This is a genomic window from Mesorhizobium sp. YR577, assembly GCF_900116595.1.
In the GTDB taxonomy this organism is placed as follows: Bacteria; Pseudomonadota; Alphaproteobacteria; order Rhizobiales; family Rhizobiaceae; genus Mesorhizobium_M.
On sequence record NZ_FPBI01000002.1, the window covers coordinates 417,424 to 432,964 of the forward strand.

At 59.0% G+C, this 15,541-nt stretch carries 15 protein-coding genes; 1 reads left to right on the forward strand and 14 read right to left on the reverse strand.

Annotated features, from left to right (window positions below; translation table 11 throughout):
* Positions 1–108 precede the first annotated feature (108 nt).
* Complete coding sequence (locus BM413_RS04855; protein WP_091910959.1) at positions 109–1,875, reverse strand: adenylate/guanylate cyclase domain-containing protein; 1,767 nt, start codon at positions 1,873–1,875, stop codon at positions 109–111.
* A gap of 75 nt (positions 1,876–1,950) precedes the next feature.
* On the opposite strand from BM413_RS04855, the gene BM413_RS04860 reads away from it, so the two are divergent.
* Positions 1,951–2,913, forward strand: a complete 963-nt coding sequence (locus tag BM413_RS04860) for a response regulator transcription factor (RefSeq protein ID WP_244537757.1) — start codon at positions 1,951–1,953, stop codon at positions 2,911–2,913.
* A 140-nt stretch (positions 2,914–3,053) separates the two neighbouring features.
* Here the strand turns inward: BM413_RS04860 and BM413_RS04865 are convergent, their stop codons facing one another.
* From BM413_RS04865 to BM413_RS04925, 13 genes are all read right to left on the reverse strand, one after another.
* Positions 3,054–4,139 carry an ABC transporter ATP-binding protein gene (locus BM413_RS04865; RefSeq protein ID WP_091910963.1) on the reverse strand — a complete coding sequence of 362 codons (1,086 nt, stop codon included), beginning with the start codon at positions 4,137–4,139 and terminating at the stop codon, positions 3,054–3,056.
* Positions 4,136–4,936, reverse strand: coding sequence for an ABC transporter permease (locus BM413_RS04870; RefSeq protein ID WP_091910965.1), 801 nt, complete (start codon positions 4,934–4,936; stop codon positions 4,136–4,138). Before BM413_RS04870 ends, BM413_RS04865 begins: the two co-directional genes overlap by 4 nt.
* A gap of 4 nt (positions 4,937–4,940) precedes the next feature.
* Positions 4,941–5,813, reverse strand: coding sequence for an ABC transporter permease (locus tag BM413_RS04875; RefSeq protein ID WP_091910967.1), 873 nt, complete (start codon positions 5,811–5,813; stop codon positions 4,941–4,943).
* A gap of 99 nt (positions 5,814–5,912) precedes the next feature.
* Positions 5,913–6,923, reverse strand: a complete 1,011-nt coding sequence (locus BM413_RS04880; RefSeq protein WP_091910969.1) for an ABC transporter substrate-binding protein — start codon at positions 6,921–6,923, stop codon at positions 5,913–5,915.
* Positions 6,924–6,993: 70 nt separating this feature from the next.
* A complete protein-coding gene (locus BM413_RS04885; protein ID WP_091910971.1) occupies positions 6,994–8,457 on the reverse strand; it encodes an aldehyde dehydrogenase in 1,464 nt (487 codons plus the stop codon).
* Between the two features lie 5 nt (positions 8,458–8,462).
* Complete coding sequence (locus BM413_RS04890) at positions 8,463–9,503, reverse strand: LLM class flavin-dependent oxidoreductase (RefSeq protein WP_091910973.1); 1,041 nt, start codon at positions 9,501–9,503, stop codon at positions 8,463–8,465.
* Positions 9,500–10,435, reverse strand: coding sequence for a flavin reductase (locus tag BM413_RS04895; RefSeq protein ID WP_210188906.1), 936 nt, complete (start codon positions 10,433–10,435; stop codon positions 9,500–9,502). Before BM413_RS04895 ends, BM413_RS04890 begins: the two co-directional genes overlap by 4 nt.
* Positions 10,435–11,235 carry an alpha/beta fold hydrolase gene (locus BM413_RS04900; protein ID WP_091910976.1) on the reverse strand — a complete coding sequence of 267 codons (801 nt, stop codon included), beginning with the start codon at positions 11,233–11,235 and terminating at the stop codon, positions 10,435–10,437. Before BM413_RS04900 ends, BM413_RS04895 begins: the two co-directional genes overlap by 1 nt.
* Positions 11,210–11,812: an amino acid synthesis family protein gene (locus BM413_RS04905; RefSeq protein WP_091910978.1), complete on the reverse strand. Its 603-nt coding sequence runs from the start codon at positions 11,810–11,812 to the stop codon at positions 11,210–11,212. Before BM413_RS04905 ends, BM413_RS04900 begins: the two co-directional genes overlap by 26 nt.
* A 125-nt stretch (positions 11,813–11,937) precedes the next feature.
* Positions 11,938–12,624 carry a GntR family transcriptional regulator gene (locus BM413_RS04910; protein ID WP_091910980.1) on the reverse strand — a complete coding sequence of 229 codons (687 nt, stop codon included), beginning with the start codon at positions 12,622–12,624 and terminating at the stop codon, positions 11,938–11,940.
* 222 nt (positions 12,625–12,846) lie between these two features.
* Complete coding sequence (locus BM413_RS04915) at positions 12,847–14,010, reverse strand: iron-containing alcohol dehydrogenase (protein WP_091910982.1); 1,164 nt, start codon at positions 14,008–14,010, stop codon at positions 12,847–12,849.
* 10 nt (positions 14,011–14,020) lie between these two features.
* Positions 14,021–14,752 carry an amino acid ABC transporter ATP-binding protein gene (locus BM413_RS04920; protein WP_091911138.1) on the reverse strand — a complete coding sequence of 244 codons (732 nt, stop codon included), beginning with the start codon at positions 14,750–14,752 and terminating at the stop codon, positions 14,021–14,023.
* Positions 14,753–14,795: 43 nt separating this feature from the next.
* Positions 14,796–15,491, reverse strand: coding sequence for an amino acid ABC transporter permease (locus BM413_RS04925; RefSeq protein ID WP_091910984.1), 696 nt, complete (start codon positions 15,489–15,491; stop codon positions 14,796–14,798).
* Between the last annotated feature and the right edge of the window lie 50 nt (positions 15,492–15,541).

Sequence of the window (15,541 nt, forward strand, 5' to 3'; positions counted from 1 at the left end):
GCCTCAAAGCCCTGGCGTCTTCAGCCATTTGGATAGCCCAACGATGTGATCTATGGCGGCGTAACCGCGGCGTATGTGAGTTGCTTCACAATGCCGCCCGGCCTGGCCTCAATCTCGCTGCGCCAACTCGAAATTCTCGATCAGATATGCGTTTGCCGACTTTTCGGTGAAGGGTATCCATGCCACGCGATCAATCGAAAAATCCGGATGGCGCGTCTCGAAAATAGCGTGCTCCCGCTTCGCCTCGGCTCTCCTTCCGCTGCGCGCAAGCGCGCCAACCTTGAGAAAGCGGGCATAGAAATAACCTGGCGAAAGGTCGAGCGACCGGTTGGCGGTCTCGATCGCGGCATCCCAGTCATGCATGAAGGAGTGGGCCGCGGTCAGTTCGCCGAGATTGTGGAAACCATAGATATCGAAGGGGCTCAGCCGTTCGGCGTCAAGCAGCAGGGGCATAGCCTGCCTCGCCTGTCCAAGAAGAAGGTGAGCACTGCCCATGGCCGAGCGCGCGAAGGCAAAGCTCGGATTGATATGAAGTGCTTCGCCAAGATGCTCGAGAGCCAGTTTCGGGCGCCCGCGCATGATTTCCGTGATACCGAGATGGGCGTGCGGCCGCGCATCCTGGCTGTCCATCAACAGCGCCTTGCGAGAGAAATCGACCACTTTGGCCAGATCCTCGATGTGGCCGAAGCGCAGCCAGGCCCGCCAGAAATACCACCAGGCAAGTTCATTGAGCACGGCCGAGGAATTCGGATCTTCCAGAAAAGCCTTCTCGAAAAACTCAAGCGCAAGCTTGGTATCTTCGCTTGTGCGCCGCTGCATGTGCCAGCGCCCGCGCCGGACAAGCTGCCATGTCTCCATGCTTTCCCACGGCACCTGGAATGTGCGCACCTGCTCCGCCCGGTCGACCTCTTTTTCCAGGATGGAAACGATTTCGGCGCCGATCTCGTCCTGAAGGTCGATAATGCCGGTGAAATCGCGGTCGAAGCGGCGCGACCAGACCTGCCTACCGTTGGAAGCGTCGGCAAGGTTCACGTGAACGCGTATCTTGTCGCCGCCATGGGCAAGCTTTCCGCTGACGATATAGCGTGCGCCCAACGCATTGCCGACAAGCCGCACGCCGAGTGTATCGTCGCGAAACTGGAAACTGGAGCTCCTGGCAATCACCGGCAGCCATCTGGTATTGGAAAGACCTTGGATGATGTCTTCGGCTATACCTTCGGCCATATATTCGATTTCGCGACCGTCACCCTCGATACTGAATGGCAGTACCGCGACTGCAGGCGGCCCGCTCGGCGCTGGGTTTGGTCGCGCTGACCCATATAAACCCGCGATCAAAGGAGATGGCTTGCCTCCGCGCGCGGCGATGAAAACCTGAACCGGCAAAGCGATATTCTTGAGCGAGAATTCACCAAGGTCCGTAAATTCGGCGACGGACTTGTCCTTCACGTGATGCCAGGTCGTCTTGGATATCGCGAGGCCGTCATGCGGCGCGAATTCCTGAATGCGGGCGGCGATGTTCACATCGTCACCGTAGAGGCTTTCGTCCCTTACGATCACATTGCCCGTATTGATGCCTGCTCGAAACGGCATGCGTATCTCTTCGGGAGCGGAAGCGTTGATCGATGCGATCTTCTCCTGGAAGTCGAACGCCGCCCGCAAGGCGTCGATCGGCGTGCCGAACTCTGCCATGATACTGTCACCGGCGGCGCCGAAGGTTCGGCCGCCGAAGGAAGTGCAACTCTCGACAATCACTCCCCGCCGTTCCTCGAACGCGGAAACAGCGGCCTCGTCATTGAGGCCCATCAGGCGTGAGAAGCCCACCGCGTCGATGGAAATTATAGTCGCGAGCTGACGCGTATACTGCCGCTCAGCCATATCCCCCTGTTACCTTTTCGTCCCCGGTATGAAAAGTTAACGCCTTGATCTGCAAGCCGCAATCGAAATTGCTCATTGGACTTTGCTTTCTTCAAGTCACGAATCTGTTTCAATGCTTCGTTATTCTTGAATCATCATTTCGGCAAATCACCTGCTGATAGCAAAATCAATGAATGTAACAACCTTCACATACGAATCTCCGCAAGAGATGCATCGTGCGCTGAGCCTGGGAAAGAAATTCCCGGCAAACCGGATATATATGAGGAAGTAAGCCACATGATATCTATTTCAGCACACAGCAGCGCAAGGTATCCTACCAGCCCTGCAATCACCCCTTCTTCGGAAGAAATCAACCTTGAACGGCAATCTACGGAAGATCGGTCACTTGTTCTGATCGATTGCCGCGCACTTACCCGCGAATGTCTGTCGCGCAGCCTGGCGGGACAAGGCAGCCTTCGGGAAGTCGCAGCATATAGTTCGCTTGAAGACTGGCGCGAAAACACCGATCTCCATCTGCCTCCGGCCGCTATTCTCCTGCATATCGGTGCAAACAAGGTCACGGATGCCGAAGTCAGCGCCGAAATCAGGGAAGTCGTGTCCGAGTTCAAGTCGATACCGGTCGTGATTCTTGCCGATCTCGACGACCTCACGCAGGTCTTCACCGCTCTCGATTGCGGCGTCAAAGGCTATATCCCGGCGTCCGTTGGCGTTGAGATATGTGTCGAGGCGATCAAGCTGACATTGGCCGGCGGGGTTTTCGTGCCGGTGAGCAGCGTGCTTGCCATGCAGGACGCCTTCCTGTCTGCCAAGCCGAAGCGTTCGGCCATTGCGGATCTGTTCACGCCGCGTCAGGCAGATGTCGCCGAAGCCCTGCGCCGCGGCAAGGCAAACAAGGTCATCGCCTATGAACTGAACCTGCGCGAAAGCACGGTAAAGGTTCATATCCGCAATATCATGCGCAAGCTGAAAGCGACGAACCGCACCGAAGTCGCCTATAAGATGAAGGATATTCTGCCATTCGAAACAGCTTCCGCCTGACCATAAAAAGCGCTGGACAAAATGCGCACGAAATTTCGACTTAGGGGCATTTACAACTATTCACGGCTAGCGCGCCTCACAGAGAGCGCTCTGTCGTTCATTCGCCTATGCGATCCGTCGAACGAAAAACGCATCGTTCGTTAAGTGCAGAACGCGTGAGCTGACGACGAATCCCAGCTCACCCAGACCGGTTGGCCCGGCCGCAGGCTACCAGCCGCCTCGTGACCAAAAGGCAGGCGCACCGAAAGCACTTCTTGCGTAGCGGTCTCAGTCAGCACATGCGTATTGTTACCAAGAAATGTCACGTCCTTGACCGTGGCCGCAAGGCTTCCGGCCGTTGAGACCGGTGTCGATGACAAAGTGAGCCGTTCCGGCCGCAACATCACCGCAGCTTCGTTTCCAGGCCGTGCGCTGCCGTGGACCGAAACCGCCGGAAGGACGAGATGCTCACCGATGCGAATGTCGGCGCTTTTACCGTTTGTGGCTTCGATCCTGCCTTTGAGGAAATCGCTGTCGCCGATGAATTCCGCCACGAACCGGGTTGCCGGATTGGCGTAGAGTTCAGTACCGGTGCCGACCTGCTCGATGATGCCCTTGCTGAAAACCGCAATGCGGTCCGACAACCGTAGCGCCTCTTCCTGATCGTGGGTGACATAAAGAATGGTCACTCCGGTTTCTTGATGAATACGCCGGATTTCGTACTGAATCTCCTCGCGCAGCTTCTTGTCGAGCGCCGACAGTGGCTCATCCATCAAGAGCACCGGCGGGTCGTAGGCAAGGGCACGCGCCAGCGCCACGCGCTGCTGTTGCCCGCCTGACATTTTGGCTGGCATCCGATCCTCGAACCCTTCGAGCCGCACCAGTTTGAGCGCCCGCCGCACAGCCGCGTCGATTTCCACCTTGGGCTTGCGCCGAACGCGCAGTGGAAAGGCGATGTTTTCGCCCACCGACAAATGCGGGAAAAGCGTGTAGCGCTGGAAAACCATGCCGATATTGCGCTTGTGCGGCGGCGTATCGAGCAATGTGCGCCCATCCAGAAAAATATCACCCGAAGTCGGGTTTTGAAGACCCGCCAGGATATAGAGCGTCGTGCTTTTCCCCGAACCCGACGGCCCGAGGAAGGTCACGAACTCGCCTTGAGCAATGTCGAGCGTTACGTCCTTTACCGCCGTGACGTCGCCATATGCCTTCCGGATGTTCCGTATCTGGAGAAAAGGCGTCGTCATTTTTTCATTCCTTTGCGCACGAGTGCGGCAAGCAGCATCAGAACTATCGTGAAAAGAACCAGCAACGTGGAAGCAGCCGCAATGACCGGGGTGAGATCCTGCCGCAGCGTGGTCCATATCTTGACGGGAAGCGTCTGCAGCGTTGGGCTCGCCATGAAGATCGCGACCACCACCTCGTCCCACGAAACGAGAAAGGAGAAGATCGCCGCCGCAAAGAGCCCATGGCTGATCGCAGGCAGCGTTACCCGGAACCGCGCCTCCCATGGGCTCGCCCCACAAAGAATGGCGGCGTCCTCGATCGACTTGTCGAAACCTTCAAGCGCGTTGCTGATCGAGATGATCGAGAACGGCAAGGCCAGAATAAGATGCGCGAGAATGAAGCCCAAAAATGTGCCGTTCAGACCGATCTTCAGGAAGAAAGCATAAAGCGCCACGGCCAGCACGACGACCGGCAGGATCATCGGCGTGATGAAGAATGCCCGTAGTATCTCACGGCCGCGGAAGTTTCCGCGCGTCAGGGCAAGCGATGCAAACAGGCCGAGAACGACCGACAGGACCGTGACGGCAATTGCGATTCTGGCGCTGGTCCAGGCCGCCTCCAGCCAGCGCGGATCGGCAAGCAGATCGCGATACCAGCGCAGCGTCCAGCCCGGCGGCGGAAAAAGCAGCCATTGCGAGTCTCCGAAGGATAAGGCAGCGATGAAGACGATGGGTAGCAAGAGAAACAGCGCGACCGTCGCGGTGATCGTAACCAGCACCCATTTCCAGACACCAAGGCGATCAAAATCAAGAAGCATTGTTCTATGCTCCCTGGCCGAGACGGCCCGCGCCGAAGAGGCGAAGCTGGATGCCGTAGATGCAGAGTGTCACCACCAGCAGCACGAAGGCAGCGGCTCCCCCCATGCCCCAGTTGACGAGCGACTGGACGAATTGCGCGATCATCTCGGCCAGCATCATGTTCGAGGTGCCGCCAAGAAGCGCGGGCGTTACGAAATAGCCGAGCGACATCACGAAAACCATCAGGGCGCCGGCAGCGATACCCGGAAGCGCGAGCGGTATCAGCACGCGCGTCAGGCATTGCCAACGCGTCGCGCCGCATAGTGAGGCGGCCTGAAGAATGGCCGGGTCGATTGCCTTGATGACACCGCGCAGCGGCAGGATCACGAAGGGCAGCATGATATAGGTCATGCCGATCGTCACCCCGACCAAATTGTTGAGCAGCGCCAGCGGCTGGTCGATCAATCCGAGGTTCATGAGCATCTTGTTGATCACGCCGGTTCTCTGGAGCAGCACCATCCACGCATAGGTCCGCGCAAGCAGGTTCGTCCACATCGACAGAAGGAGGATTGCGAACACCACCGAAGCCCAACGGGACGGCATGATGGCCAGCATCCACGCCACCGGAAAGCCGATAACCACCGAAAGTGCCGTGACGACCGCGGACACCATGAAAGTGTTCAGGAAAATGCGCAGATAGGTCGAGGAACCGAAAAGCGTCGCATAGTTGCCCAGCCCCGGTTCAGGTTCGAGAACGCTGCGAAGCAGGAGCGCCACGACCGGCACGACGAAAAATACCAGCAACAACAACAGCGCGGGCAGTGCATAGGCCCAGCCGCTCGATCCGCGTGCGCGTTCCGAGTTTCCTGCCGCTGTTGTTTCTGCCACTGCCGACATGCTGACTCCCAGGGGCTGATGGAGCGGATATCATCCGCTCCATCAGGTCAGGCTGTTACGAATGCCGCCGCATCCTCGACAGGCGCGGCGGCAAATCGATTACTCCGCCTGCCAGGCGTACCAACGCGTGCCGATGGCATCGCGATTTGCCGCCCAGTAGTTCATATCGGCATTCACCTGGCTTGCCGACTGTGCGTTGGGCAAAGTCTTGCGCATCGCCTCATCCATCAGGGCAGCGGAACCGAGATTCGTCGGCGCATAGCCTGTGGCGATGGAGAAATCCTTCTGCGCCTCGGCACTGGTCGCGAGCGCAATGAACTTCATCGCCGCATCCTTGTTCTTGGTGCCCTTGGGCACCACGAGCGAATCCGCCGCGGTGATGTTCTGCTCCCAGGAGACGCCAACCTTAACGCCTGTCTGCTCCAGCGCCGTCAGGCGACCGTTCCAGAACATGCCGTATGGCGCCTCGGCGGAAGCGAGAAGCTGCTGGGACTGCGCCCCACCGGTCCACCAGACGATATCACTCTTAATAGTATCCAGTTTCTTGAAGGCGCGATCCAGATCGAGCGGGTAGAGCTTGTCCGGGGCAACACCGTCGGCCAGCAATGCCGCCTCGATCACGCCGGGGGCAGACCATTTGTAAAAGGTGCGCTTGCCGGGAAATTTCTGCGTGTCGAACAGATCTGCCCAGGTCTTCGGGCCTTCGCTGACCGTATCGGCGTTGTAGCCGATGACGAAAGAGTAATAGAAGCTGCCGACGCTGTAATCGGTGACAAAGCGCGGATCGAGCTTCGATTTGTCGATGACGTTGAAGTCCAGCTTTTCCAGAAGGCCGCTCTGGCCCGCCTGCACGGCATAATCGCCTTCGGCGTCGACCACATCCCAGGAGACGCTTCCAGCCTCGACCATCGCCTTGATCTTGCCGTAGTCGGTCGGGCCGTCCATCAGGACATTCGCACCGGTGTCGGCGGCGAATTTGTCCGCCCATGCCGCCTTCTGGGCGTCCTGTGTGGTACCGCCCCAACTTGTGAATACGAGATCCGCTGCCGAGGCAACGCCAGTCAAACTCAACGCGGCAGCAACCACTGCCATCTTTATTGTCTTACGCATCTTCCCTTGCTCCCATTTTTGTTGTCTTGGTCAGTTACGTTGCTCATTCGCGCCTGGGCGCGATCCTCATTCACCTCATGACGAATGGATCGGGGATCGGTTCATCCGATGTTCTCAGCCAAACAGTCTTGGTGCGCGTGAAGTCGAGTGCCGCCGCAAGTCCGCCCTCGCGGCCATGCCCGGATTGGCCATAGCCACCGAAGGGTGCGATCGGCGAGACGGCGCGATAGGTGTTGACCCAAACGACGCCCGCATGGATGCGCTTGATCATGCGGTGAGCCCTCGTAAGATTCTGCGTGAACAGGCCGGACGCGAGGCCGAATGGCGTCTCGTTAGCCAGGGCCAGAGCCTCTTCCTCGCTCGTAAAGCTCAGCACCGACAGAACCGGGCCGAACAGTTCACGTTCGACCGATGGCGCTTTTACCTTCGTGCAATCGATGATCGTGGGCGGATAGTAGAAACCCGGCGTCGCGGGCAGGTGCCCGCCGGTGACGAGTTCGGCGCCCGCTGCCACCGATCTCGCGACGATCTCGCCAATGAGTTCGCGCTGGCGGTTGGTGCAGAGCGGTCCTACCTCGGTGGCCATATCGAGCGGCGACCCTATTTTCACTGCCTCGGCCTTTGCCTTGAGAATGGCGAGGAAGCGATCTTTCACGGACGCCTCGACCAGCAGCCTCGATCCGGCAACGCAGCTTTGTCCTGTCGCTGCAAAAATGCCTGCGACCTGCGCATTGGCCGCACTTTCGAGATCCGCGTCGGCAAAAACGATGAACGGCGACTTGCCGCCGAGTTCGAGCGAGGTGCTGGCCAGGTTCTCGGCCGAATTGCGTACGACCTGCCTTGCCGTTTCCGGACCGCCGGTGAAGGCGATATGCGCAACCTTCGGGTGCCGGGTCAGCGCTGCACCGCAGGTCTGGCCGAAACCCGTCAAGACGTTCACGACGCCGGCCGGGAAACCCGCCTCATGCACGAGACGCGCAAATTCGAGCAGAGGTGCGGGACCGTCCTCAGACGCCTTGACGACAAGCGTGCAGCCGGCAGCCAATGCCGGACCGATCTTGACGGCTGCCAGGAACAGCTGACTGTTCCAGGGAACAACTGCGGCCACAACGCCAACCGGTTCGCGGCGAAGCCAGACATCCATGTCCGGCTTGTCTATGGCGAGATGCGAACCTTCGATCTTGTCGGCAAGCCCTGCATAGTAGCGGTAGTATTCTGCGACATAAGCGATCTGGGCCGAGGTTTCGCGAATGATCTTGCCGGTATCCCGCGTCTCAAGTTCAGCCAGCTTGGCTGCATTGCTGGCTACCAGATCGGCCAGGCGGTAGATCAGCTTGCCGCGTGCTGTTGCGGTCATGGCCGGCCACGCACCTGCATGGAGAGCTTTGTGCGCAGCGGTCACGGCCCTGTCGACATCGGCTTCACGCGCTTCGGGCATTTCGGCCCACGCTGTACCGGTGGCCGGGTCGAGGCTTTCAAAGGACTGCGTCCCATCCTCGAACTTGCCGTCAATATAGTGCTGGAAACGTCTCATCGCCCCTATCCTGCAAAAGCCGGCATGACATCGGTGAGGAAGCGCTCAAGCGATGCCTTCTTGCGCTCAAAGCTCATGCCGGTGTCGATCCAGAAAGAATACTCGTCGTAGCCGAGCGCCTCGTAATGCTTGAGCCGGGAGATCACCTCGGCAGGCGTGCCCACTACATTGTTGCGGCGCATGACCTCCGGGGCGTAGACCGCATTCGCGGCAATTTCTTCCGCGCTCAACCGCTCGATGAGCCCCTGACTGATCGGCTTCTCGTTCTTGAACCAGGCGCCGAAGTAATTGTAATAGACGCTGATCTCACGCGCCGCCTGCTCGATGTCGGCTTCGTCGCTGCCGACATAAGTGTGGCGCAGCACCATGATCTTCGGCCGCTCAATTTCGGGATATTTCCCACAGGCATCATTGAAGCGCCCCATGAGGCTCTCGACCTCCTCGTCCCCGAACCAGAGCGGCGTCACCTGCACGTTGCAGCCATTGGCGACAGCGAATTCATGCGAGTTCGGATCGCGCGCCGCCACCCAGATCGGCGGATGTGGCTGCTGCAAAGGCTTTGGTGCCGAGGTCGTCGACGGGAATGACCAGAACTCGCCTTCGTGGGAATAGTCTCCCGCCCAAAGCCCCTTGATGGCCGGGATTACCTCTCTGAGCCGCTGGCCAGCGCCCCATGCGTCGAGGCCGGGGGAGAGCCGCTGATACTCGAAATTATAGGCACCGCGCGCGATGCCAATATCGAGCCGTCCGCCGGAAATGATGTCGGTCATCGCTGCCTCACCGGCGAGCTTGATCGGATGCCAGAAGGGGGCGACGACCGTGCCTGTTCCGAGGCGGACGTTCTTGGTGCGGCGGGCAAGATCGGCGAGATTGATGAACGGGTTCGGCGCAATCGTGAAGTCCATGCCATGGTGTTCGCCGGTCCATATCGCGTGCATACCGCCACGGTCGGCGATCTCGCAGAGCTCGATAAATTCATCGTAGAGGCTCTGCTGGCTCTGATCCGCGTCGAGCCGTTCCATGTGCACGAACAGCGAAAACTTCATGACTGGACCTTTCCGGCAACGGCATGGACCCGCCCACTGCGCTCGCTGCCAACATACATGCCGAAATTCCCGAGCACGCTTTCAGCAGCATAACGCCGCAAAATGTCGGCTGTGGCTGGGTCGGCAACAGTGGTGAGCGGCAAGGCGTCAATGGCAAAGAAGCGTCCGGCTGCCTGTTCACCAGCGCCTAGCTGGCAGCGGTAGACGATGTGCTGTTTCGCAGCGCCAGTATCTTCATAAACGGAATAGATGAACCCGATCGAGGCCGAAAGGCGCGTTGCCTCTGACAGATATTTCTGCAGCTTTTCCGGGCCGTCTCCCGAAACGAGTTCACAGGACGGCAGCGTGTAAACGCCGGCTTCCTTCTCGACGAGTAGCACCTCGCCATCCCGGGCTGCCACGGCCCCGGCAATGACAGTGGCTTCGGAGCCCGCGGCCGAGACCGCGTTCTGTGCAAGTAAAGGTGTAAAATAGCTTCCGCGCGCATAGCCGAGACCGTTCGACTTGCCGTTTTCGAAGGCTTCGACCTTGCCGATCAGGATAACGTGGTCTCCGCCGTCCACGATCGTCTCGGTCGAGCAATCGAACCAGGCGGCAACGTCAGAGAATACCGGCCCGCCATGCGGTCCGGGCTTCCAGTCAACGCTCGCAAATCTGTCGTCGACCGGACGCGCAAAGGTGTTCGAAATATCCTTCTGCGTCTCCGACAATATGTTTATTGCAAAGCCCTGCGCCTTGGTCAGCGTTTCGAAATTCCGTGAGCTGCGCGCAAGGCACACCAGGAGCAAGGGCGGATCGAGCGATACGCTGGTGAAGGAATTCGCGGTAAATCCGACCGGCTGCCCCGTCGCATCATGTGTCGTAACGACGGTGACCCCCGTCAGAAACGCCCCGAATGCGTCGCGCAGTGCCCTCGGATCGATCAGAGCCATCAGGCGGGAACCTCCTCGTGGGAAAGCCAGTCCGTCAGGATGCCATCCACCGTTTCTGGCGCAGTCAGGTTCACCATGTGCCGGTGCCCGGCGATGATGCGAGCCCATCCCGCCGGTGCCGCCGCTGCCATGGCCTTGGCCATCGCCGGCGTGGAATTCGGGTCGTGTTCACCAGTCAGGAAAAGTGCGGGGCATGCAACACGCGGCCATGCGTCTGCATATGTGGCGTCACCTTGCGCGAAAGCTGCGTAGGCCGTCGCGTAGGCTTCAGGATCAACCTTGGAGAGCCAGCCATGCGTCAAGCGATATGCCGGTGAATCCTCATTGCCTTCGCCGAACCAGCGGCGCAGCGGACCATCCCTGTCGATCCGGCCCTCGCGGATGGAATCCACGCGGGCAAGCACTGCAGCTCTCGCTTCGGGATCGCGCCGATAGACACCGTTGAGGAGTGCAACGCGCTTCACCCGCGCCCCAAAACTTGCAGCCATGCCCCCCGCAATCAGCGCGCCCATCGAATGGCCTGCTACATTGACGCTCTCGAGGCGAAGATCATCCAGAACCTTGCCGAACCAGGCGACGAAATCCTGCAGCAACGCCCCGGCAGCTATCCGGTCGCTTTCGCCATGCCCCGGCATGTCGACCGCAATGACACGATGCGTATGGCTGAGTGCACCTATCTGAGGCGCCCAGGCCTCGAGCCGCATGCCGACACCGTGAATAAGAAGCAAAGGCTCTCCCGAACCTTGCTCCATATAGGCCGCGCCACCGGGCGTCCTAGACCGCTGCGGGATTGGCGACATCACGGCCTAGCTCTTTCAGGTCTTCGTAGCGGTTGCCGATGCGGTGATGCGGACGCCCGCCCACCGAGGCGCCCAACGCAATCACGATCTCATCGGCTGCCGGCGCATCGGGTATCGATGTTTGTATGGTGAGATAGTGCGAGCGCCGGCCCTCGTCGGATTTGTCCATAAGCGGGATCATGATTGGCGCATTGCCTGGTCCGCGCGTGTTGGTGAATGCGAGATAGGTCTTCGCGCCAACCGCCTCGCGGAAATGATTTCCAAACCGCAAGGTATGGATGAGTGCGGATGCGTGCTCGACCTCGCCAGCAAGCCCGACCACGGCCGCCTTGCCATAACCTTCGACGGCTGCACCCGAGCCGACAGCGTCAATAATCATGCCTGTCAGAAGCTCACCGAGTACGGGAGCAACGGCATGAATCTCCGGCTTGAGGTCTTCCACGAAACCGCGCCCCGCCCAGGGATTGGTGATCACGGCCATCGCCGCATAGAGCTTCAGGGGCTGGCCTGCGTTTTTGCCCCCTTCGACGAAAGTCGTTTCGACCTGCAGCATTGTCTTGCGGATGGCGATCGGCACCGGTTACTCCATATGCTAATATATGCATCCATATTATGGTATGCCAAACATTCAGATGTCAAGAGCCCCCGCCGCACCCTTATTCCACTTGATGCGCTACGGCCCGATTCTTCGAGAATTTTCTGCTAGGCGCCCGTCGTCTCGGCCAGCAGCTGGCGGGCGATGGATGAGGCTAGAGTGATATGATCTTGCGCCGCGCGATAGGCGCCTTCACCATCACCGCTGCGGATTGCATCGACGATATGCTGCATCTGTCGCGGTCCTTCGACATCGCGGCCGGTCGTCTTGATGGTCATCGAGCGAAGCCTGTTGATGCGCGCAGTCAGGGAGCTGACGATGCCCCACGCAACCTCCCGCTCGGCGCCGGCGAACAGGATACGGTAGAATTCCGTCGTCTCGGCAAGAACCCGGTCCATCTTCTTCTTCTGATAGCCGGCCTTGATGCGCTCGAGTGCAGCCTGCAGATCTTCGCCTATCTGGTCGTCTTGCTTTTGCGCGCAAAGCTTGGCGGCCATGCCCTCAAGGGCGCCCCGGATTTCGTAAATCTGCAGCGCCTGGTCCGCTGTCGTCTCGGCAACCACAGGACCCCTCGTGCCAACCGTCGCGACGAGACCTTCGGACTCAAGATGCCTCAAGACTTCGCGAACGATCGTCCGGCTGACGCCGAGTTGGGTGCAGAGGTCACGTTCCACCAATCGCACACCTGGCTTGAAATGCGAGTCCAGAATAGCATCTCGCAGACTCTCCAGCGCGAGTTCCCGCAGCGTTTTTTCGGGACGGTCCACACGCAACGAACGCTTGGCAATAGTCATCTATCGTCCTCCCTGATATCGAACCAACGTTCTCGACCGCCGATATCAGCCAATCGGCTTGAAAACCGCTCGCCGATAGTGGCTTCGCCAGCCGCTTTTCCTTGCGGCAGTGTATCTGGAGATGAGCAACCCCAACTTCCGCCGATGAACGAGGTCAATGGCCCTTGGAATGCCATATTACATAGATTCGACAAAGTCGAGCAAGCTGCGGCAAGATCGCGATCACTCAGCCCAGGCGCGATCGTAGAGATCAATGACCTCCTCCAATTCAGGCACACGTGGATTGTTCTGCGGCGTACCGGATTGCAGCGCTTGGCGAGCCATTTCCGGCCGCAGCTCCATGTAACGATTTCCGTCGATGCCATAGGCCCTGAGTGTCGGAACCTTCAATTGATTGTTCAAACGCCGGAAGCCGACGATCAGCTTTTCATTGGCATTGTTGCTGCTGTCGGCCTCGGTAGCGAAACCCAGCGCCCGAGAAGCAGCGGCGTATTCTTCGGGGGCAGACAGCACTGAATACTCGGTCACAAGCGGCAGCAGCATCGCATTGGACAGACCATGCGGGACATGGAAAAACGCCCCGATCGGACGGCTGAGACCATGCACCAGCGCTGTCGATGTGTTCGACACCGCCAGGCCGGCATGGGTGGCTCCCAGCATCATCGCTTCACGTGCGCTACGATTCTGGGGATCCGAACAGACGGTCTCCAGATTTGCTCCGATGAGCTTGAGCGCCGACAGCGCCAATGCATCGGCATGCGGGTTGCGATTGCGGTTGACGAGTGCTTCCAGCGCATGGGTAAGGGCATCCAGACCGGTATCGACGGTCACGCGATAGGGGCAGGAGAGCGTCAATTCGAAATCGACGATGGCGGCGGTCGGCAATGCAGCCGTGCCGAGGATCAGCATCTTCTCATGGCGCTCGCTGTCGGTGATGACACAGGCCCGCGTCACTTCGCTGCCGGTGCCGGCGGTCGTCGGTATGGCAACCAGCGGCATGACGTCGAAGTCCACGATACGCGGAACTTTCAACGCGCGGACATTCTCCCCCGTGCTGTGGACGATTGCGGCTGCCTTCGCCGTATCTATCGCGCTGCCTCCCCCGATCGCGATCACGCCGTCATGCTTGCCTTCTGCGAGGAGCACTACGACCTGGGCGACACTAACATCCGTCGGATCCTCAACCACATCGGAAAAGACCCCAAACGACGCTCCCTCCGCGCGAATGGACTCGATTATCGCGTCGGCCAGCCCAAGCCTGAAGACACCGGGATCAACCACGAAAAGCGGGTTGGAAACACCGAGTTTCTGCAGAACCGAAGGCAGCCCGTTAACGGCACCGCCACCGACAAGAAGTTCGCGCGGAGTGAGAATGCGATTGATCATTGTACCGGGTTCAGTGAGAGAGAATCTTGGACAGGAACTGCTTTGCGCGGTCGCTTTTAGGGTCGGCGAAGAATTTTTCCTTTTCGGTATCTTCAACGATCTCGCCGGCATCCATGAACACGACCCGGTTGGCGACCTTCCGGGCAAAACCCATCTCGTGAGTCACGACGATCATCGTCATGCCTTCATGGGCAAGCCCGATCATGACGTCGAGAACCTCGTTGATCATCTCCGGGTCGAGAGCCGATGTCGGCTCATCGAACAACATCGCTATCGGATCCATTGCAAGCGCACGGGCGATGGCCACACGCTGCTGCTGGCCACCTGACAATTGTATTGGATATTTGTGCCCATGGCCCGTCAAACCGACACGTTCGAGCAGCGCTGCAGCCTTTTCATTCGCTTGCACGGATGAGCGCCCCAGAACCTTCTCCTGCCCGATACATAGATTCTGAAGCACCGTCATATGGGGAAAGAGTTCGAAATGCTGAAATACCATTCCGACCTTGGCCCGCAACTGCGGCATGTTCGTCTTCGGATCGGTGACCTTGACCCCGTCAATCAGAATCTCGCCGTCGTTGACGGGCTCAAGCGCGTTGACGCATTTGATAAGCGTCGACTTGCCCGAACCCGACGGGCCGCAGACAACGACCACTTCCCCCTTGGCAACTTTAAGCGTGCAGTTTTTCAGAACCTGGAAGTTGCTTCCGTACCATTTGTTCACGGAGTGCATTTCCAGCATGACGTCGGAGGGCTGCATTCTTGTTCTCCCGAAACGAAGCTGACTAGCGCTGCTCGAGCGTCGTGGCCTGAACGTCAAACGCCCGCCCAAAACGTTTCTCGATCCGGCGCTGGATCAGTTCCCATGCCGTTGTCATGACGAGGTAGTAGAGGGCTGCAACGATAAAGAGCTCGAGAACCAGGAACTTTTCCTGGATCAGCACCTGCGTGCGGCGCAGCAGCTCCTCCATCGAGATGATCGAGGCTATGGAGGTGGTTTTGAGGATGCCGTTCACCGAATTGCCCAGCGGCGGAATGATGATGCGGAACGCCTGAGACGCCACGACGTAGCGCATGACCTGGAACTCGCTCATCCCGATGGCGCGCGCGGCATTGAGCTGCCCGCGAGAGACAGCAGAGATACCGGCACGCACGATCTCGGAAAGGTAGGCCGCCTCGTTGAGAGTAAGCCCGATGAGGGTCGATTCCAGTACTGAAAATCGGATGCCGAGCTGCGGCAGACCTGTGTAGATGATGATCAGTTGCACCAGCAGAGGCGTGCCACGCATTACCCATGTGTAGAAATATGCGGGCACCGAAAGAACCCGGTATTTCGACATTCGCATAAGCGCGACAACGAAGCCGAGGATCAGGCCGAACACCATGGCAAAAATAGTGAGGCCAAGCGTTATCAGCGCACCCTCGAGCAGATATGGGTTTGTCAGGTATTCAAAGAACCCTTCCCAGTTCCAACCCTTCACTCGTTCTCTCCTGTGATTCTGTTGCGAGGCTGATCGCCGGCACTGTCAGG